This is a genomic window from Pectobacterium sp. S5 (assembly GCF_051707265.1).
In the GTDB taxonomy this organism is placed as follows: Bacteria; Pseudomonadota; Gammaproteobacteria; order Enterobacterales; family Enterobacteriaceae; genus Pectobacterium; species Pectobacterium polare.
The window spans coordinates 782,380-801,782 of the sequence record NZ_JAULSZ010000001.1 but is presented as its reverse complement, the minus strand read 5'-3'; the positions used below and the strand labels follow the sequence as shown (position 1 = coordinate 801,782).

Genomic DNA, 19,403 nt, shown 5'->3' with positions numbered 1-19,403 from the left:
TGCAGCGTGTCGGCATGTAACATAAATAGTGTATCACAATGCGATACATTTCCTGTACCACATAGTGATTCAAGGTGAGCTATTATGATCGATAAATCTGGGGGCGGTATTCAGGTTATCTCACGGGCCGCGGCTATCTTGCGTGAAGTTTGTGAGAGCCCAGACGGCCTTAGCCTGGGACAGCTTGCTGCATTGACAGGGCTAGCTCGATCGACCGTCCAGCGGATTGTCGATGCGCTGGAAAGTGAACATCTCGTTCAGGCTGGTGCCAAGGGCGTTCGCCCTGGCTGGGGTCTGCGGCGTTTGGGGGAGATATCAGGTCCAGGGCCTGCTCACGATCTCCGTCCTGCGTTGTATCGACTGTACGAAAAAACAAAAGAAACCGTTGATTTATCAACGTTAGATGGAACATCCGTTTTGTTTATGGATCGCTTTCTGTCAGAGCAGCGCATCCGAGCGGTTCCGGATGTGCGTGTGACCTATCCCGCTTATACAATGGCAAACGGGAAAGCATTACTTTCAACGTTATCTGATGATGACGTCTATGCACGGTATGGAACGGATATTCTGGAGAGGGTAACACCCTGTTCGGTCGTTAATGTTGATGATTTAATTGAACAGTTGAATGCCATTCGGGCTGGGGGATTTGCCTACGATATCGAAGAGCACGCAATGGGTTCATGTGCGATTGGCCTTCCTCTCATGAACTCAGGCCAGCTTCCCCTCGCTATATCGGTTGTTGTCCCTACCAGCCGGTTTCACTCACATCGAAGCGCGATAGAAGACGCCCTGAGGCACAGTGTTAGCGAATGCCATGAGTATTTACGTTCAACCCGCTGAGACGGCAAAATTTATTCGATTTCACTTGGAAGGCTCTCTCGACGCCAGACTCTGGTGACGCAAATGGGCCATTACCGTGAAATTGAATTTACTCGCCTCACGCCACTTTTCTGCAACGGGTTTGTATCCTTGGCTTAACAATGGCGCTAAATGCGTGATTTCTATATAATGTCTAATTATGTCGATATCTCGTCAAATCACTCGTAATCCCGACCTGGCCAGTGCCCCTGTCGTGGGGCAGCAGGAACAGTGGATGCCCGCTTCCGTTGAACCTCATGCGCATGTGAGGCATCAGCTCATCTACGCCTCTCGAGGGGTGGTACACATGAATACGTCCGTTGGGGAGTGGATCCTTCCTCCTAGCCGCGCAATGTGGATTACCGGTGGTGTTGAACATGGGTTGATGATTAAACGTCCCGTCTCACTCTACGTCTTATATATCGATCCGGAACGATTAACTCTGCCGGGGGGAGATCGTTGTAGCGTTATCGACGTGTCTCCTCTGGTACGTGAACTGATTGCCGCCTGTGCCGCCTTGCCGTGGGACTATTCGCTTGATTCAGACAGCAGCAGGCTGGCACAGGTGCTGATCGACAGAATCCAACTACAGGAACATGCTCCGTTGGAACTGATGATGCCCAGAGATCCAAGGGCATTGCGCATAGTCGAGCTTCTCAGGCTAGAGCCCGGCAGTCGGCGCTCGTTAAACGAACTTGCCCGTGAGGCGGGGGCGAGTGGCAGGACGATTGAGCGACTATTTATTTTGGAAACACAGCTGACATTCGGTGCCTGGCGGCACAAACATCGGATGCTGTATGCTCTGGAGCGTCTGGCCTACGGTCAGAACGTCACTACCGTAGCGCTCGAGGCAGGGTATGAATCGCCTTCCAGCTTTATTGCCGCATTTCGCGCCATGTTCGGGACAACCCCGTCAAAATACTTCTGACATCTACATTTTTCTACACAGGCATAGACTTTAGGTTCATAGGGTTTATGGATTGCCAAATTAATTTCCTCCGTTATTTTCTTGTGTTCATTTGACGCCGATTTATATCGATAATCCGCCAAACTAGCCGGGAGATATTTATTTTCCCGACGTGGATGTATACATTTTTATGAGGCGAGATGTTCGATATTAATTTTACACTTGATATGTGTTGAATTTTTTATCTCTCCTATACAGCGTAATGAAAACAGGATTGTTACTGCATTTGCAGGCAAAACCTACTTCGAATCAGATATTTCTGGTTTGGGTGGGTTTTTTTGCTTTTTTTTAAGGTAAATATCCCTATGAAACATCAGTCACTTGCCGAATTTATCGTCAGTAAAGTCGGCGGAAACCAAAATATAAAAAGTGTTATTCACTGCGCCACACGTCTTCGCTTTCAAATTAAAAAACACGACCTTGTTCAGAAAAATGATCTGAATAATCATCCGGATATTATTATGGTGGTGGAAAGTGGTGGGCAGCTACAGATTGTTATCGGTAATCATGTTTCTGAAGTCTATCAGGCTATTGAAGCACTGGGGGCGACTGGCGAGAATAAAGCAGACACGACGGATGGTGTGGGTGAGAATGAAGAAAAAGGAAATCTTTTCAACCGCCTGATTGATGTTGTCTCGGGGATATTTACGCCATTCCTGGGGATTTTGGCTGCCTCCGGTATTATGAAGGGGCTTCTCGCACTGTCGCTGGTATTTGGCCTGCTTTCAGAGACCAGCAGTACATACAAAATTCTGGCCGCCGCTGGTGATGCACTTTTTTACTTCTTTCCTCTGGTGCTGGGTTATACCGCTGGTAAACGGTTTGGCGGTTCACCGTTCCTGTCTATGGCGATTGGCGGGGCGTTAATGCACCCAACCATGATTGCCGCTTTTGAGGCCTCCACGCAGTCTGGCGCACCGGCAGATACCTTTTTGGGCATCCCCGTCATCTGGATAAATTATGCAGGCTCGGTGATCCCTGTCATCTTCGCTGCCTGGCTTAGCAGCCTGGTGGAAAAGTACTGCAATAAGATATTGCCGTCAGCGGTGAAAAACCTTTTCACGCCGTTTATTGCGCTGGCCATTGTGGTGCCTGTGGCATTTCTGGTTATTGGGCCGCTTGCGACCTGGTTAAGTCACATGATGGCGAATGCGTTCCTGGTGACCTATGAGTTTGCCCCAGCGGTCGCTGGTGGCATCATGGGAGGATTGTGGCAGGTTTGCGTGATGTTCGGTCTGCACTGGGGTCTGGTGCCGCTCATGATTAACAACCTTAGCGTACTGGGGCATGACGTTATGCAGCCGCTGTTGGTACCCGCTGTTGTCGGGCAGTTAGGTGCGGCACTTGGCGTATTCCTGAAAACACGCGATCCAAAAATGAAGGCGCTTTCAGGCTCGGCTGTGAGTGCCGCAGCCTTCGGTATTACTGAACCTGCGGTCTATGGGGTTAACCTACCCAATAAACGTCCATTTATCTTTGGCTGCCTGTCCGGTGCAATTGGTGGGATGATTGTTGGTGCGTTCCACGGCAGCATTTATTCCTTCGGCATGACTAGTTTCTTCACGCTGGCGCAGATGATTCCACCTACCGGCATGGATATGACGGTTTGGGGGGCGATTATCGGTACCGCCGTATCCCTGATTTTGTCAACGCTGTTGACCTTTTTCATGGGGTTGCCAAAACAGGACGTCGCGCCTGAACCAAAACCGGCTGTCTTGTCTGAACCAAAATCATGGGCTGAGAGTACCCAAGCTGATACCGCTATTTTCTCTCCTCTGGAAGGTCAGGTGATTAAACTTGCTGATGTTCAGGATCCAACGTTTGCAGGAGGGATACTGGGTGAGGGGGTCGGCATTATTCCTACATCAGGAAAAGTAACGGCACCGTTTGATGGTCACGTCTCTTCTTTATTTAAGACTAAGCACGCCATTAATCTGGTCAGTGATACTGGCATCGAATTGTTAATTCATGTTGGCATTAATACAGTCAAACTTAACGGTGAAGGATTTATCGCACATGTTAAATCAGGAGACCGCTTTTCTGCCGGGGATCTGTTAATTGAATTTGATATTGAAGCTATTCAGAAGGCGGGTTGTCTGCTTGATACGCCGGTATTAGTGAATAACAGCGATGATTTTAAATCAGTAGAGATTACCGATGTGGCTACGATTACGCATGGCGCATTATTAATGAAGACGGTGAAATGAGGGAGGGGGAGATGAGTAAATTTCCAGACAGTTTCTATTGGGGCGGAGCTATTGCTGCAAACCAGGTTGAAGGGGCATGGGATCAAGATGGAAAAGGGATAACGACCTCTGACGTACAACCCAACGGTATTTTTGGCCGTGTTGTTGAACGCGTTGGCGGTGATGTCAGCAGTATTAAAGATGTCGCCATCGATTTTTATCATCGTTATCCTGACGACATTGCTCTTTTTAGTGAAATGGGTTTTACCTGTTTAAGAGTATCTATTGCCTGGGCGAGGATCTATCCGAATGGTGATGATCAGATTCCCAATGAAGCTGGGCTTGCATATTACGATAAACTATTTGATGAGCTCCTCAGCCATGGCATTTCACCGATGGTCACGCTGTCTCATTATGAGATGCCGTGGAATCTGGTGACGAAATATAACGGTTGGGGAAACAGGGCGCTTATTGAGCTTTTCGTTAATTACTCTGTGACCGTTTTTGAACGTTATAAAGATAAAGTCAAACTGTGGCTGACCTTTAACGAGATCAATATGTCTCTGCATGCGCCATTAACGGGCGTAGGTTTGCCGGAAAACAGCAGTCAGGCAGAGATATATCAGGCAATACACCACCAGCTGGTTGCCAGTGCAATTGTGGTCGGAAAATGCCACGAGATCGTGAGCGATGCGAAGATCGGTAATATGCTGCTTGGTGGGCTGGTCTATCCGCTGACCTGCAAACCAGAAGATGTCCTGAAGACCATGAACGAAAATCGTGCATGGTTATTCTTTGGCGATGTGCAGTGCCGTGGTGCCTATCCGGGTTATATGCTGAGGTTTTTCAGCGATAACAATATCGACTTGGTTATTACAGAAGACGATCGCCAGCATCTGAAAAATACCGTCGATTTTATTTCATTCAGTTATTACAACAGCGGCTGTGCTACCACCGATGAAGACACCATTGAGAAGTCTCGCGGCAATGTGCTCAGCATGATTTCAAACCCGCTACTGCCTACTTCTGAGTGGGGCTGGACGATCGATCCAACGGGGATTCGGATACTGCTGAACCTATTGTGGGACCGTTATCAAAAGCCGTTGTTTATCGTTGAGAATGGTTTAGGTGCCAGAGACACGCTCAATGACGATTTCTCTGTTAATGATAGCTACCGCATTTCTTACCTGAATAACCATCTTTATCAGGTCTACGAGGCGATGAAGGATGGCGTGGATGTGATGGGATACACCTCCTGGGGACCTATCGATCTGGTCAGTAACTCAACGGCCGAACTCGGTAAGCGATATGGTTTTATTTACGTGAATCGTGATGATGTCGGACAAGGTGACCTGGCCCGATATAAAAAAGACAGTTTTTACTGGTATCGGGATGTTATCCGCAGCAACGGTGAGACGCTGCTTCCTTATATTTAAGGCTGATGCAGGCCTTCGGGCCTGCTTAACGTTGCAATGCTGGGTTGCAGCGTGTTGCCGCGAAATCGATATAGTTTGTCGTGATTCATTTATCTCCTGCTGAGCTATGCCCCGTAGAATTGAATCCAGCACAACCAACGTCAATCTTGAAACACGCACTTGTTGCGCAAGATGTTGCTGTATCGGTAACGCCATTACCGAGCGATTTGAAAACACATCAACATCGGCACGTTATCTTTTCACGCCTGACCTAATGAGATTGCTATGAAATTATATGTATATGAACATTGTCCTTTCTGTATTCGCGCCAGAATGATCTTTGGTCTCAAAAAGGTCCCCTTTGAACTGGGTGTCATTATGGAAGGGGATTCAGAAACGCTGACTAAAATGGTAGGGCGCAAAGTCGTCCCGATTCTTCAAAAAGAAGATGGAACCTACATGCCGGAAAGCATGGATATCGTCCGTTATGTTGACGGGCTTTCAGGCACTGTCGAATTGAACGAGCCTTGTGATAAGGAGATCGAGGACTGGTGTAAAAATGCCACCCGAACCATTTATAATCTGGCTATCCCGCGTTTTACAAAAGCTGACTTTAAAGAGCTTTCGACAGCGGCAGCCAGAGAGGCATATACCATCAGGGAGATAAAGGCTTTTGGTAATCTGGAAGAGTTAATCGCAAAAAGCCAGGATTTCACAGATGAAATTTTATCTGAACTGACTAAAATCCAGCCTTATTTGAGTACGAAAGAGCGTGTCACCACGACAGACTTCTTTTTATTCCCGCTGCTTAACTCCCTGACGATTGTTAAAGGTTTCCCGTATCCGGCCTATTTGAACCATTATCTGAATGTTATCTCAGAACAATGCAACGTACCCCTATTTACTGATAAAGCATTGTAGTTAAAGAGGGGGGGGAGGATTATCCCCCCTTGTCTGCACTAAATAGTGTTAAAAGCGTGCAGAATATCCGGCATCATTCTTCCCTAAAATAAGCGTCAGACGGAACGCGACATTGTTCTGATAATTCGGCGATGTGCGCTGTACAAAAATCGATGTAGGCTCTGGCCGTTGAAGAGATGTGCTGCTGCTTTTTGTATACCAGATGCAAAGACGAATAGGGCAGCGGGTACTCTGGAAGCAGCTCGGTTAGCTCTCCTCTTTTAATATATTCAGCAGCGAAAAACGCCGGTAATTCGGTGATGAAATCCCCGGCAAGGGCACCTGCTCGTAAATGAAGATAATCATTAACCGTCAATACGGCTGAGACGTCATAAGCGTGATTGCCCAGCATCCACACCGGGCGCGCGTCAATAACAGAGCCCCAGGCTGCACACGGGAACCTCATCAGGTCAGATGGCTCACGTAGGGGTGGTGATGCATTCAGTAATCCCGGGCTGGCAACAAGAATATGGCGAAAATCCATTAAATGCCGTGCAACAACGGAATCATCAGCGATGCTACCTACTCGTAACGCAACATCGACCCCGTCTGATATCAGATCCACTCTTCTCTCGGTGGAATACACATTTACCGCAATGCGTGGGTATGTCTGCTGAAACTGCCTGATGATTTCCCACCAGGGTCCCATAGACTGGGGAAGCGTCAATCGCAGGCGTCCGGTGATGTGGGGATGACCTGGCGCCATAAACTGTTCAGCGTCGTTAAGGATATCCATCGCAGAGCTTGCGTGGTTAAGTAATTTTTTCCCAGCTTCCGTTACCTTGCAACCTTTCGCTGTTCGTTCAAGCAGCAGCACCTTGAGCTCTTTTTCCAGATCCTGAATCCTGCGACTCAGGGTCGGCAGCGGGATGTTGTTCTCTCGTGCAGCAGCAGTCAGGCTGCCGCTCCGGGCGGCCATGACGAACATGTTAAGCGCATTCAGATCCAATATTGCATCCTCTCAGACATGGAAGATCTACTTTCATTTTCTGCTCTACATACTAAAGAACTGGCTCAGTAAAATGTATCTGTTTTCAGGCAGCAGGCTATTAAAAGCCAGAAGGGGTAAGCATTATGCGTAAAACCGCACTGCAACACTTTGGACGAGATTTCGACTTTCCTAATGCGATTCAGGGACTGCCCGCTTAGCTCTCAGATGCGGAAGGTCTGGAGATTGGTTCATTTCAGACGAACGATGGCGTGTCACTTTCCTACTGGAAAGCTGGCAAGGTGACGTTTGGCAATCGTATTTCTCGCTTTTCCGCTGATGTGAATGACTTCTTCACTGCACAGAAGGGTGAATCACTTGCCGGGAAAGAGTGCTTCCTGACTGAGAATACGTGAGCGGCAAACCGCTAGAATTTCATCGGCGAGGGCGGAATCATCTGGGCAGGCTCGCGACATCACCAGAGCGCCAACAAGATGAGCAAGAGCGCTAATTCTTTCGGCACGCACGTCGTCTCCCGACCCATTTTCGCTTTCTAATGTAGCCAGCTGCTTCTCAATTCCAGCCGCGAAACTTTCCTTAATGGATGCTGACTGGCGTGCTGAATCCACACCAAGCGCTGACATCACACAGCCATTTCCCATCGAATCACGATGCTGACGAGAGAGATATTTCTCTACAAAACCCGCCATATCGACACCCACGGTATTTTCTATCGAATGCGAAAAACCGCAGCTCATCGCCTCCGACATCAAATCTGCCTTGGAGCTAAAGTGTTTGTAAAATCCGCCGTGCGTTAAACCTGCGGCTGACATGAGTTCCGCTATACCCACGCCGTCATACCCCCGTTCACGAAACAGCACCGAGGCCGTCTCAACGATACGCATTCGATTTTCGCGAACCTGCTCTTTCGAAACTTTCATCGCTTTAGGGTCCTCTCTTAAAAAATTATGTCACAAGTATACATTGATGATGATCGTAATCAAACCGTTTGACTTTTTAGATTACGATCATCATCATTATGTTTGGCGTTTCACCAATCACTATCAAATGAAGAAGATCAACTTATGACTAAAGCTTCAGTTCTCATTACAGGCGCATCAACGGGTATTGGCGCGGTTTACGCTGAACGGTTCGCCCGCCGTGGACACGACCTGGTTCTGGTCGCCCGCAACAAAGCAAAGTTAGAGACACTTGCCAATCGTCTGCGACAGGAAAATGGTATTTCTGTTGATGTGCTGCCTGCTGACCTCACGCAACCGAGTGATTTAGCCGTGGTCGAAGCTCGCCTGCGTGAAGACGCGCAGATTGGCATTCTTATCAATAACGCGGGTATCGCACAGTCGGGTAGCTTCACCGAGCAGACGTCCGATTCTATAGAGCGACTCATCGCGCTTAACGTCACCGCCTTGACCAGACTGGCCAGTGCCGTGGCACCACGATTTGTGCAAGCAGGGGAAGGATCGATCGTCAATATCAGCTCTGTAGTCGGCTTAGCCCCGGAATTTGCAATGACGGTTTACGGCGCAACCAAAGCCTTTGTTCTTTTCTTATCTCAGGGAATGAGTCTTGAGCTATCGCCCAAAGGTATTTATGTCCAGGTGGTACTTCCTGCCGGTACTTATACGGAAATCTGGGACCGTGCAGGTATCGACATCAGTAATTCTCCAAAATTCATGGAAGTGGGCGAGTTAGTGGATGCCGCACTGGTTGGCTTTGATCGTCGGGAGCTCGTCACTATTCCACCTTTACATAATGCTGCACGCTGGGACACCCTCGATGCTTCGCGTCAGGTTTTGCTTTCAGACATCAAACAAGATGAAGCTGCAGAGCGATATAAAGCCCTTTAGCCAATGAGCCGCACTCTGCAGGACGCGAATCACAGTCTTTGGCTGTTTTGCAGAGGAGTATGCCCCAAACCACTTATGAAGGTCTTATTTCAACATGACAAATAAACGTGTAGCGCTTGTGACGGGGGCCTCATCAGGAATTGGCGAGGCATCGGCTAACAAACTATTAGCCGCGGGGTATACGGTCTATGGCACGAGTCGACGCGGCTCTCAGGCCGGTAAGCATGCCTTTCCTTTATTGGCGCTTGATGTCACCGATGATGCGTCCGTAAAGGCCGCTATTGATGAGCTGCTGCGGCGGGAAGGTCGGATCGATATTTTGGTGAATAATGCAGGCTTTGGTATTGCGCCGGCGGCAGCGGAAGAAAGCTCAATCGAACAGGCTAAGAGCCTTTTCGACACGAATTTCCTCGGTATAGTCCGGTTGACTCGAGCGGTCGTTCCTCACATGCGCCGTCAGGGCAGCGGTCGCATCATCAACATCGGTTCGATATTGGGAACGGTTCCGTTGCCGTATATGGCACTTTATGCAGCCAGTAAGCATGCGGTCAAAGGGTATTCGGAATCGCTGGATCATGAACTGCGCACTCAAGGTATAAGAGTGTCTGTGATCGAACCGGCTTACATAAAAACCCAGTTTGAAGTCAATAATATAGAACCAGACGCGAAGCTTGATGAGTATGAAAGTATTCGGGCTAAGCTGACGAAAGTTGTTGGTAAGGCGATGGCGGAGGCGGAAAGCCCCGAGAGGGTGGCGGAAGTCGTTGTTAAAGCGGCCCAGAGTTCACAGCCTAAGTTGCGCTACACAGCGGGGAAATTGGCTGGCCAGTTGAATTTTTTGCTTAGATTTGCGCCCACAAAACTCCTCGACAAAGTGGTGCGTAATAGTCTTCAGCTTGATACGACAGGATAAATAAAAAATGAATAATAAGACGATGAAAGCCTTCACGTTTAAACGTTATGGTAAGCATCCTGAATTGGGATTCGATGACGTAGATTATCCTTCGCTCAACGCTGATGAAATCTTGGTTAACGTTTACGCTGTGGGGCTAAACCCTATCGACAATATGATCCCTACCGGAATATTTAAGCCCGTTCTGCATTTTACGCTCCCTGCAACATTGGGCAGTGACCTGTCTGGTGTCGTCATCGCAGTAGGGAGCAGCGTGACTCGTTTCGCGCCAGGCGATGAAATTTTTGCCAGCATTTTCGATAGGGGAACGGGCTCTCTTGCCGAATTTGCCGTGGTGCCTGAGAACGCAGCTGCGATGAAACCAGCAAACCTGGATTTTGTGCAGGCGGCTTCGCTCCCGATGGTGAGTCTCACATCCTGGCAGGCACTGATCGAGCGTGCCAAACTCCGGCCTGGTAAGAAGGTTTTGATCCCAGCAGGTTCGGGGGGCATTGGTACCTTTGCAATCCAACTGGCGAAACACCTTGGCGCAACGGTGGGAACGACCACGAGTACAGGCAACGTCGAATGGGTAAGTCATCTTGGCGCAGACGAAGTGATTGACTATAAAAAGCAAGACTTCGAAAACGTGTTGAGCGGCTACGATATTGTACTTGGCACTCTCAGAGGTGATGCGATTGAAAAATCCATCAATACGCTTAAGCCTGGAGGCATCATTGTTTCTCTCATCGGGCCGTTAGATGCCGCGTTCGCACGGGCTAGGCGAGTAAACTTTTTTCTGACTTTTGTTTTCTGGTTGATGAGCCGAAAGATTATGCGTCTTTCGAAAAAGCGGGGCACGGCCTACACATTTCATTTCGTTCGACCAGATGGTGCTCAACTGACCCAAATTGGCAAACTCCTTGAAACGGAACAAATCAAGCCAGTGATCGACAAGGTGTTTTCTTTTGCTGAAACACAAGATGCACTTATCTATCTTGCCCAAGGGCATGCAAAGGGAAAAGTTGTCATCAAGATGCAGGGGTAACGTCTTTCCATTAACAGCGACGTCATCATGCTCGAACCAACATGACCCCAAATCTGGCCACCACATTCTTTCGATGCAGAGGAAAAACGGAATGTGTGTCAGGACGACTTTTGCACGTAAAGGTATTAATAAAATACAAAAGTCCCGCTTAAGCATTCCCTTCTCTACAGATAACACGCCATCGAAACGAATATAGTAACGCCAGCATGGCATTTATAGCATTTATAGAACCCGGTCTTTTGACCGGGTGAAGAGAGGTAGATATTTTAAAGATAATTTAAGCGGAAGGAGAACATGTAAAATCATATTGTCGCTGTATCTATCACATAGCGATAACGTGCTTTCTTATTGAATACATTATCCCACGCCTCATTAATTTGCTCCGCCTTGATAATCTGAATTTTCGGTAAAATTTTATTATTGGCACAGTAGTCAACGACTTCCTGTGTTTCTTTCATACCACCGATCATTGAGGCATTAAAATTCACTCTGGAGGCTGCAAGCCCAAGTGCACTCAGTGTTAGTTGAAAACCTTCAGGCATACCAACTTGGGTAAACGTACCGTAAGGTTTCACTACCGAAGCATAGGCGGCGACATCATACTGATAAGGGATAGTGGAAATCATATAATCCAGCATTCCCTGATACGGCTTCATTTTGCTAAGGTCATCCACTACGATCACTTCTTTCGCGCCAAAGGACAAAATATCTTGAGTCTTTGATGCTGAAGTCGTGAAAGCGTAAACTTCAGCGCCTTTGGCAACGGCAAGTTTTATCGCCATATGTCCCAAGCCGCCGATACCTGCCACGCCTACCTTCATACCTTTGCCGATGTTCGCTTTCATCAATGGGGAGTAGGTAGTAATACCTGCACACAACAACGGCGCAGCTTCTTCAAAACTAATATTGTCTGGAATATGTACGACAAAATGGTCGCGCACGACGATATTCGTCGAATATCCCCCTTGAGAGATACCTGTCGGTGAGTCTTTTTCTGGGAAACCGTAAGTGAAAATGGTCGCAGGGTTATACTGTTCAACGTTTTCCAGTGTTGCCAGTTCATTACGAGGCAGCGTACTGTTAACCATGCAGCCAACCCCTGCGCGATCGCCGACTTTAAAGCGTGTGACGTTTTTTCCGACTGCGGCGACCACACCGACGATTTCGTGTCCGGGAACTTGAGGGTACTTCTGTACTCCCCAGTGGCCTTTCATCTGGTGGATGTCGGAATGACAGATACTGGCGTATTTCGTTTCTATCAGAATATCGTTATCACCGACTGGACGGCGTTCGAACGACCAGGGTGCAAGTTTCCCTGAGGTATCAAAAGCAGCATAACCACGAGATTTGATATTCAGATCTTTGCTGTTTGCGGCAAGAGCCCCAATCGGACTCCCCATCAGCAGGCCTGCACCAATTATGGCACCAGAACGAATGACAAAATCTCGGCGGCTTAGGTCTTTATTTTCGCTCATACTCGTTACTCCTACAGAAGGGGGGATATTCATCTCGATATGATGATGGCAGTCGGATAACAGCAATAATTCTCATGAATCGTATAGGTGAACTGGCATTGCTTTGGCGAGTCAGTAATTTTCTTTTTCCATACTGAGAACGAATTACTGTTATATCTGTTAGCACTATTCGCAATCTGTACAGTAAGCCAGAGCAGCAAAATTATCTTATCCGCCGAGATAATCTATCGATATACAAAATCACCAAATTTCTTGCCTGATTCTCCAGAATGTATTTTCATCTATAGTCCTGTGCGAGCAAATGGATATACTGCGTGTGATGATCAACGTGGGGAATAGCCATGCTGGAAAACGATTGGCAAGACTATAGCAAAGTAGATACATTCGAGATGATGCGTGTATCGATGGCAAACAGCATAGCGCGTCGAGTAGAAGGTAATAAAGATTGCCTGTGTAGTATTAACAATCTAATCCTTTTTCGCCGTAATGCACCTGTGCCACCCACTCTCTGCCTTGTTGAGACAAGTATTGTTCTGGCTGTACAGGGGGAAAAGCAAATGCTGGTAGCAGGCGAAAGTTATGCTTATAACGCCTCTCGCTTCCTCATCACATCGCTTGATATTCCTGCTTATTCTCAGGTGCTGGAGGCAAATCCAGAAAAACCCTGTCTAGGGTTGTCGTTCAAACTTGATTTACGCCTTATGGCCGAATTAATGGCTCAAGGTGACGTTCATCTGCCCGCCGAACGCTCCAGTGATTATGGTGTCGGCATTGGCTTGGGCGCGGTGACGCCAACGTTATTGGAACCTTTCAAACGTCTGATTGACCTGTTAGACGATCCAGATTCAATTCCTGTGTTGGCACCGCTGATTGTACGAGAAATTCACTATCGCCTATTGCGTAGCGATCAAGGGGCACGACTGTGGCAGATAGCCTGTGTCGGTAGCCAAGGGCACCGAGTTGCCCGGGCGATTGATTGGTTGAAATTAAACTACAGTAAGACGCTGCGTATTGAGGAACTTGCTGCTCATTTACAAATGAGCACGTCCAGTTTATATCAACATTTTCGCCAACTGACAGCGATGAGCCCATTGCAATACCAGAAATGGTTACGCCTCAGCGAGGCCAGACGCCTGATGTTTAGTGAGGGTATGAATGCGGCAAGCGCAGCCTTTCAGGTAGGCTATGAGAGTCCGTCACAATTCAGCCGTGAATATACCGCGCTTTTCGGAACGCCGCCAAAACGAGATATCGAAGGGCTGCGCCGACAGTTTAGTGGTCAGCTTTCTTAAACGAAATAATAAACATTTAATAGGGAAATGAATTTTCATTCCGAAAGATTATCTTTTTTGACGTTTTCGCAGTAAATCTTAAGTTGGTCAAAGGGATAATTGAGAGACGGATCTTCATGGAAAGCAGTTAATAAATAATCTACCGTTGCGTGTACACGAGGTGCTATAAGCGCTCTGTGTGGGTACTGAATAACCATCTCGTAATTCCCTAGATCGTGTTTGCCCATAAGCACTATTTTCAACGACCCTTCTTTTAGATAGCGAAGCGCGTGATGAACCCCAACCTGAGCAATGCCGAGCCCCAGACAAGCTGCTTGAACTTGAGCTTCCGGCGCGGAAATAGTAATAACAGCATTGTCGGGTTCCATGGTTGTCAGGCTGCCATCTTCTGAGCGAAATCCCCATGGCGAGACCTTTCCACCTAAAAAGCGGCGAGCTATCAAGTGATGCTTGCTTAGCTCTTGAGGGGACTGAGGGGCTCCATAGTTTTTAAGATACTCAGGAGAGGCGACGAGAATCATACCTAATTGACAGACCGGACGAGATATCAGTGTCGAATCGACGATGCGTCCTCCCCTGATGGCCAGATCATATCCATCACGGATCAGATCTACCATCCTGTCATCAAAATCAACCTCCACGGACAGAGATGGGTAGCGGGTTCGTAACCCTGAAAGCACGGGTAACACTTGCTCTCGTCCGAATGCCGCACTGGTTGAAATACGAACATGCCCACTAATTTCCATTTTTCTCGCGACGACAGCATCAACCGCAGTATCCAGAGCATCGATAGCAATACGTGCTTGCTTAAGAAAGAGTTTTCCCTCATCGGTGAGGCTCAGTTTACGGGTTGTCCTGTTCATCAGGCGTATACCCAAGACCTGCTCAAGACTCGCCACATTTTTACTGACTGCTGCCGAGCTTATCCCTAACGAGCGGGCTGCTGATGCAAAACTCCCGACATCAGAGGCTTCGACAAATGAAAGTATGGCTCGGACACGTTGTGAAAGTTCCATATCGATACCTCGGGAAATGATGCTTAAGATGGTAAAAGACGTATGCGCCGATTGACAACTTGAGGTTATCAATTCATCAACCATATGTACTGTTAAATAATGGGTAAGCGTTGTGCATAATGGTACCAACAACACATACGAGATACCGTCCTTTTTTCAAGTTAGCCATAAAATACACTATTTCTCTAACAAGTTATGACGAATTTTATGGAGAAAATCTAAAAACCTATTTCTGTAGGTGGTTAACATTTCAGGGAAAATATCACGAAGGGGATGCTTTTATCTGGGCTTGATTATTATTTTTACTAAAGTCAGTGCCTGATGGAAATAGCAATTGTTGGAATGGGAGTCTTATGAAAGGAAATAGCAAGGCATATTTCATCTTTGATGTGAAGGTAAACAACATTGAGGCTTTAACGCTTTATCAAGAAAAAGTCGCTGAAAGCTATACTCGTTATGGCGGAATACTAAAGATTCTAGGTGGGAGAATGGAAACGATAGAAGGATATCCCCCACAAGGCGTAATTGTTATGCTGGAATTTGACTGCGTTGAAAATGCGCGTAATTGGTATAACTCCTTTGAATACCAGGAAATAATTCCCTATCGCCATGCAGCCGCTGAAACAAATGCCTGGCTGGTTGAAAATATTCCAGAATAGATGCAATAATTTGAGGTTCTTTCACCATGAAAACGTTAGTTATCGTTTCTCACCCTTACGCTTCTCAATCACGGGTAATTAAAATGCTTCAACAAACGGTTGAAGCGCGAAACGACATTGTCGTTCGTAATCTCGAATCTCTTTATGGTAATACCATCAGTGAGTTTGATGTTGTGGCAGAACAAGCGGCCAGTGAAGACGCGGACCGCATCGTGTTCATGTACCCAACCCACTGGTTCAACCTTACTCCGAATCTTAAAGCTTATCTTAACGAAGTCTGGACTTATGGCTGGGCATTTGGCCCGGGGGGAGAGGCGCTTAAAGGTAAAGAAATGCTAGTGGTAACCACTGCCGGTGCCAGTGAGCATCTGTATTCCCATGATGGCTTGATTGACGGTACGATGGATGACGTGCTCACCCCAATGAAGGCCAGTGCACGGTATGTGGGGATGAAGTACGTCGAACCTCTTGCATTCTTTGAAGTTACTCAAGCGGATAAAGAGACCTTATTAGATTTTCAGACTAAGCTCTCAGCGAGACTCCAATTCTGATAAGTCTGGCTATTTATTTTTAAAGGGGTTCGTTATGAGTAAGATGAAGTTAGTTTTATCTGGGTTTCTTTCTTTTCAAATACTTCTTATCGGGTTGTTTTCCGCCAACGCATCAATTGCTGCAGATAACGTTCATCGAGCAGCAGTAAAAACACTTGTGATCGTTTCACATCCTTACCCAGAACGCTCTGTGATGATAAAAGGATTACAGCAGGCTGCAGAAAGTGTTGAAGGTGTGACTGTTCGAAATTTAGAAACTATTTATGGCTATGATACTCGTGGCATTGATAGCAATAAAGAAAAACTGCTTACACGCCAGAATGAACGCATTGTTTTTCTTTTCCCTACGCATTGGTTCAATATAACGCCTATGATGAAAGCGTATCTAAACGACGTTTGGGGAAGCGTAGGGCCGGGACTCTGGCAGGGCAAAGAAATGTTAATTGTAACGACTGCCGCAGGTGATGAAAGCACTTATGGTAGTTCAGGAAGGATCGGCATGAGTCTGGCAGAGGTTTTTGCACCAATGAAGGCCAGTGCACTGCATGCTGGAATGGTATATTTACCGCCGTTAACATTCCAATCTGTCAGTTCTTCACGACTGCCTGAATATCAAAAAGAATTTATACAGCGGCTTGAGAAATAACACTGTTTATATTTTAGATTATTTTTGTGTCGAATAATCTTAATTGTTATTTTGATTAAGAGGCTCTGTTATGCCTCTTTTTTTTCAGTAAAATGCATGTCTAACTTGTTCATTATTATTAAATGGCAAGTTACCGTACTCCCGTAGTATATCTATCGCGCAAAACCTGAACAAAAGCTATGAATGCTGGTGAATCTTTTCTGCGATGTGGATAAAAAATATGAAATCCATCAAAGTATGGAGACCATTCAGGTAAGACTGAAATCAGTTTTCCTTGTTTAATATAATCATCAGCTACATATTCAGGTATATACGCAATACCAATGCCATCAAGAGAAGCATCTAGTTGATGAATGGTGCTGTTGACAGTGTACAACCCTTTGACTTTGAGACTGAACTTTTGTTCGCCTTTTTCAAACTCCCATGCATAAAGGCCACTAGTATCTGAATAGCGGACATTAATGCAATTATGAGTTAGCAAATCCTGCGGCGTACGGGGTTTAGGATATCGGCTAAAATATCCTGGTGAAGCAACTAAGAGTTGACGCCAGTCATGGCTTATTCGAGCAGCAATCATATCGCTATTGAGGGAATCTCCGGGACGAATACCAGCATCAAAACGCTGTTCCACAATATCAGTGAAACCGTAGTCAATTCCAACCTCAATTTGGATATCAGGATAGCGAGCAAAAAATTCGGGTAAAATAGGTCTGACGAGATACTGTATAACGTCATCAGAAGCAGTGATACGGAGCGTTCCTGTCGGCTTCTCCCTAAGTTCGCTTAGCCGACCTATCGCATCATCCACTTGCTCAAGCAAAGGGCCTATTTCATTACTTAATCTTTCCCCTGCCTCTGTTGTCGAGATGCTGCGGGTGGTTCTCGCCAGCAGTCTGATACCCAGCCGTTCCTCTAGTGACTTCATTGCATGGCTGACAGCTGAAGGTGTGACACCCAATTCAGCGGCTGCTTTAGTAAAACTACGCTGTCTGGCTACGCTTAAAAAGACTTTTAGTTCATCCACTGGCATCACCCCTTGCTATTTTTTATATCGTTGAATAACACCCATGATATCAACTCTCTTTTTATTGATGAATTTCCTTCACAAGACATTTAAAAAAAAGGCAATTAAAAAGTCGTCCAGGCAATGATAAAATAACGTTATTCAAGTGAGATGTAATTTACCATAAATATTAATTTTCTATCTATTTTTTAAACCCGATAAGGCCATATTATGCAAAATTTTGTTTACCAAAATACCGCCAAGATTCTATTTGGTAGAGATCAGATCTCTAGCCTTTCCCAAGAGATTGCGCTAGATAAACGAGTCATGATCGTTTATGGAGGAGGGAGTGTTAAAAGAAATGGCGTTTTAAAACGAGTTAAAGACGCACTGCAAAATACCATTGTATTCGAGTTCGGTGGTGTCGAAGCTAATCCGCACTATGAAACGCTTATGAAAGCAGTGGATATTGTTAAGCAAGAAAAAATTGACTTCCTTTTAGCTGTTGGTGGTGGTTCCGTCATTGACGGCACAAAATTTATTGCTGCAGCATCCTGTTATGAAGGTGATGCCTGGGATATTGTCAAAAGCTATGGTAGCGTTGTGCAAAAAGCCCTGCCGATTGGCTGCGTACTGACCCTCGCGGCTACTGGCTCAGAAATGAATAATGTTTCTGTTGTCACAAAGGCTGCGACAAAAGATAAACTTTTCTTTGCATCGCCTTATATTATGCCTCAGTTCTCTATACTGGAACCTGAACTCACTTTTACGCTACCAGAAAACCAGACAGCTAATGGTGTGGTTGATGCATTTGTTCATATTCTTGAGCAATACATAACGTACCCAGTGAATGCAAAAGTACAGGACCGGCTTGCGGAGGGGTTGCTGAATACGCTCAAGGAAGAAGGTCCAAAAGTATTAATATCCCCAGAAGATTATGATGCCAGAGCAAATATTATGTGGTCGGCTACGATGGCACTTAACGGCCTGCTCAGTACAGGCACGCCTGCTGACTGGGCTACTCACTTAATTGGGCAGGAAATTACTGGGCTTTATGGTCTCGATCATGCTCAAACATTAGCTATCGTTATGCCTGCTATCTGGCAATATTGCCGTTCAGAAAAGGCGGAAAAACTTGCTCAGTATGGTTCCAGAGTCTGGGATATACCGGTTTCTGATACCGAAACAATGGCAGAGCAGGCTATTCAGGCGACCGTTAAATTTTTTGAGGAAATGGGAGTAAAAACGCATTTGTCTGACTATGGACTGGGTGAGGAGATTATTCCTGAAATTATTAATAAACTTGAAGAACATGGGCATGTTGCTTTAGGCGAGCGCTCTACTATCACGACTGAAAAGGTTGGGGAAGTTCTGAGACTGGCTCTTTAAAATGTATTGTCAATCGTTATGGTAATACCATTCTTTCTATAGAGAAAGAAAAGGAATAACGAAAGGGTAAATAGCGTTATTAATACGAAAAGCTTCAATTTTATTAAGTTTTAACCAAGAGTTAATCAGCCCAAAAGAAATTGCCATTTAATCAATGATGGCAATTTCTGAGGGTGAATTATAGTCGATATCAAGTGATAAAAAGGTCGTGGTAGGCCTTGTATGAAATAATAACACGCCATCACCAGAG

18 protein-coding genes are annotated in these 19,403 nt (G+C 46.3%); 13 read left to right on the top strand and 5 right to left on the bottom strand.

Translation table 11 applies throughout. From position 1 onward, the window contains the following. Positions 1-84: 84 nt before the first annotated feature. From QWJ20_RS03650 to grxB, 5 genes are all read left to right on the top strand, one after another. Entirely contained in the window at positions 85-840 is a 756-nt protein-coding gene (locus QWJ20_RS03650; RefSeq protein WP_433991881.1) for an IclR family transcriptional regulator, read from the top strand. A gap of 178 nt (positions 841-1,018) precedes the next feature. After that, positions 1,019-1,786, top strand: coding sequence for an AraC family transcriptional regulator (locus QWJ20_RS03645; RefSeq protein WP_433991880.1), 768 nt, complete (start codon positions 1,019-1,021; stop codon positions 1,784-1,786). A gap of 344 nt (positions 1,787-2,130) precedes the next feature. Next, a complete protein-coding gene (bglF, locus tag QWJ20_RS03640) occupies positions 2,131-4,032 on the top strand; it encodes a PTS beta-glucoside transporter subunit IIABC (RefSeq protein WP_433992379.1) in 1,902 nt (633 codons plus the stop codon). A gap of 11 nt (positions 4,033-4,043) precedes the next feature. After that, positions 4,044-5,447: a glycoside hydrolase family 1 protein gene (locus tag QWJ20_RS03635; RefSeq protein ID WP_433991879.1), complete on the top strand. Its 1,404-nt coding sequence runs from the start codon at positions 4,044-4,046 to the stop codon at positions 5,445-5,447. 264 nt (positions 5,448-5,711) lie between these two features. After that, entirely contained in the window at positions 5,712-6,347 is a 636-nt protein-coding gene (grxB, locus tag QWJ20_RS03630) for a glutaredoxin 2 (RefSeq protein ID WP_433991878.1), read from the top strand. 73 nt (positions 6,348-6,420) lie between these two features. Here the strand turns inward: grxB and QWJ20_RS03625 are convergent, their stop codons facing one another. Both QWJ20_RS03625 and QWJ20_RS03620 read right to left on the bottom strand, forming a co-directional pair. Continuing rightward, positions 6,421-7,335, bottom strand: a complete 915-nt coding sequence (locus tag QWJ20_RS03625) for a LysR substrate-binding domain-containing protein (protein ID WP_433991877.1) — start codon at positions 7,333-7,335, stop codon at positions 6,421-6,423. 353 nt (positions 7,336-7,688) lie between these two features. Continuing rightward, positions 7,689-8,255, bottom strand: coding sequence for a TetR/AcrR family transcriptional regulator (locus QWJ20_RS03620; RefSeq protein WP_226308974.1), 567 nt, complete (start codon positions 8,253-8,255; stop codon positions 7,689-7,691). Between the two features lie 144 nt (positions 8,256-8,399). Between QWJ20_RS03620 and QWJ20_RS03615 the strand changes: the two genes are divergently transcribed. The 3 genes from QWJ20_RS03615 to QWJ20_RS03605 all read left to right on the top strand — a co-directional run bounded on the left by QWJ20_RS03615 (position 8,400) and on the right by QWJ20_RS03605 (position 11,122). After that, positions 8,400-9,182 (top strand): SDR family NAD(P)-dependent oxidoreductase, encoded by a 783-nt coding sequence (locus tag QWJ20_RS03615; protein ID WP_433991876.1) that lies wholly within the window; start codon positions 8,400-8,402, stop codon positions 9,180-9,182. A 94-nt stretch (positions 9,183-9,276) separates the two neighbouring features. Then, the gene (locus QWJ20_RS03610; protein WP_433991875.1) at positions 9,277-10,095 is read left to right on the top strand and encodes an oxidoreductase; all 819 of its coding nucleotides are present in this window, start codon (positions 9,277-9,279) and stop codon (positions 10,093-10,095) included. Between the two features lie 7 nt (positions 10,096-10,102). Continuing rightward, the gene (locus QWJ20_RS03605; protein ID WP_433991874.1) at positions 10,103-11,122 is read left to right on the top strand and encodes an NADP-dependent oxidoreductase; all 1,020 of its coding nucleotides are present in this window, start codon (positions 10,103-10,105) and stop codon (positions 11,120-11,122) included. 302 nt (positions 11,123-11,424) lie between these two features. Here QWJ20_RS03605 and QWJ20_RS03600 read toward each other — a convergent pair whose 3' ends face one another. Continuing rightward, positions 11,425-12,597, bottom strand: coding sequence for an NAD(P)-dependent alcohol dehydrogenase (locus tag QWJ20_RS03600; protein ID WP_433991873.1), 1,173 nt, complete (start codon positions 12,595-12,597; stop codon positions 11,425-11,427). Between the two features lie 389 nt (positions 12,598-12,986). Here QWJ20_RS03600 and QWJ20_RS03595 point away from each other — a divergent pair, with 389 nt between their 5' ends. Continuing rightward, a complete protein-coding gene (locus QWJ20_RS03595) occupies positions 12,987-13,889 on the top strand; it encodes an AraC family transcriptional regulator (RefSeq protein ID WP_174869390.1) in 903 nt (300 codons plus the stop codon). 35 nt (positions 13,890-13,924) lie between these two features. Here the strand turns inward: QWJ20_RS03595 and QWJ20_RS03590 are convergent, their stop codons facing one another. Next, positions 13,925-14,905: a LysR family transcriptional regulator gene (locus tag QWJ20_RS03590; protein WP_433991872.1), complete on the bottom strand. Its 981-nt coding sequence runs from the start codon at positions 14,903-14,905 to the stop codon at positions 13,925-13,927. 353 nt (positions 14,906-15,258) lie between these two features. Here QWJ20_RS03590 and QWJ20_RS03585 point away from each other — a divergent pair, with 353 nt between their 5' ends. The 3 genes from QWJ20_RS03585 to QWJ20_RS03575 are packed head-to-tail and all read left to right on the top strand — an operon-like array spanning position 15,259 to position 16,761. Beyond that, the gene (locus QWJ20_RS03585; protein WP_262252658.1) at positions 15,259-15,564 is read left to right on the top strand and encodes a DUF1330 domain-containing protein; all 306 of its coding nucleotides are present in this window, start codon (positions 15,259-15,261) and stop codon (positions 15,562-15,564) included. 26 nt (positions 15,565-15,590) lie between these two features. After that, a complete protein-coding gene (locus QWJ20_RS03580; protein ID WP_174865958.1) occupies positions 15,591-16,115 on the top strand; it encodes an NAD(P)H-dependent oxidoreductase in 525 nt (174 codons plus the stop codon). A gap of 34 nt (positions 16,116-16,149) precedes the next feature. Then, positions 16,150-16,761: an NAD(P)H-dependent oxidoreductase gene (locus QWJ20_RS03575; protein ID WP_119889625.1), complete on the top strand. Its 612-nt coding sequence runs from the start codon at positions 16,150-16,152 to the stop codon at positions 16,759-16,761. 130 nt (positions 16,762-16,891) lie between these two features. Here the strand turns inward: QWJ20_RS03575 and QWJ20_RS03570 are convergent, their stop codons facing one another. Continuing rightward, entirely contained in the window at positions 16,892-17,785 is an 894-nt protein-coding gene (locus QWJ20_RS03570; protein ID WP_433991871.1) for a LysR family transcriptional regulator, read from the bottom strand. Positions 17,786-17,995: 210 nt separating this feature from the next. Here QWJ20_RS03570 and QWJ20_RS03565 point away from each other — a divergent pair, with 210 nt between their 5' ends. Next, positions 17,996-19,153, top strand: a complete 1,158-nt coding sequence (locus QWJ20_RS03565) for an iron-containing alcohol dehydrogenase (protein WP_277513834.1) — start codon at positions 17,996-17,998, stop codon at positions 19,151-19,153. Positions 19,154-19,403 lie beyond the last annotated feature (250 nt).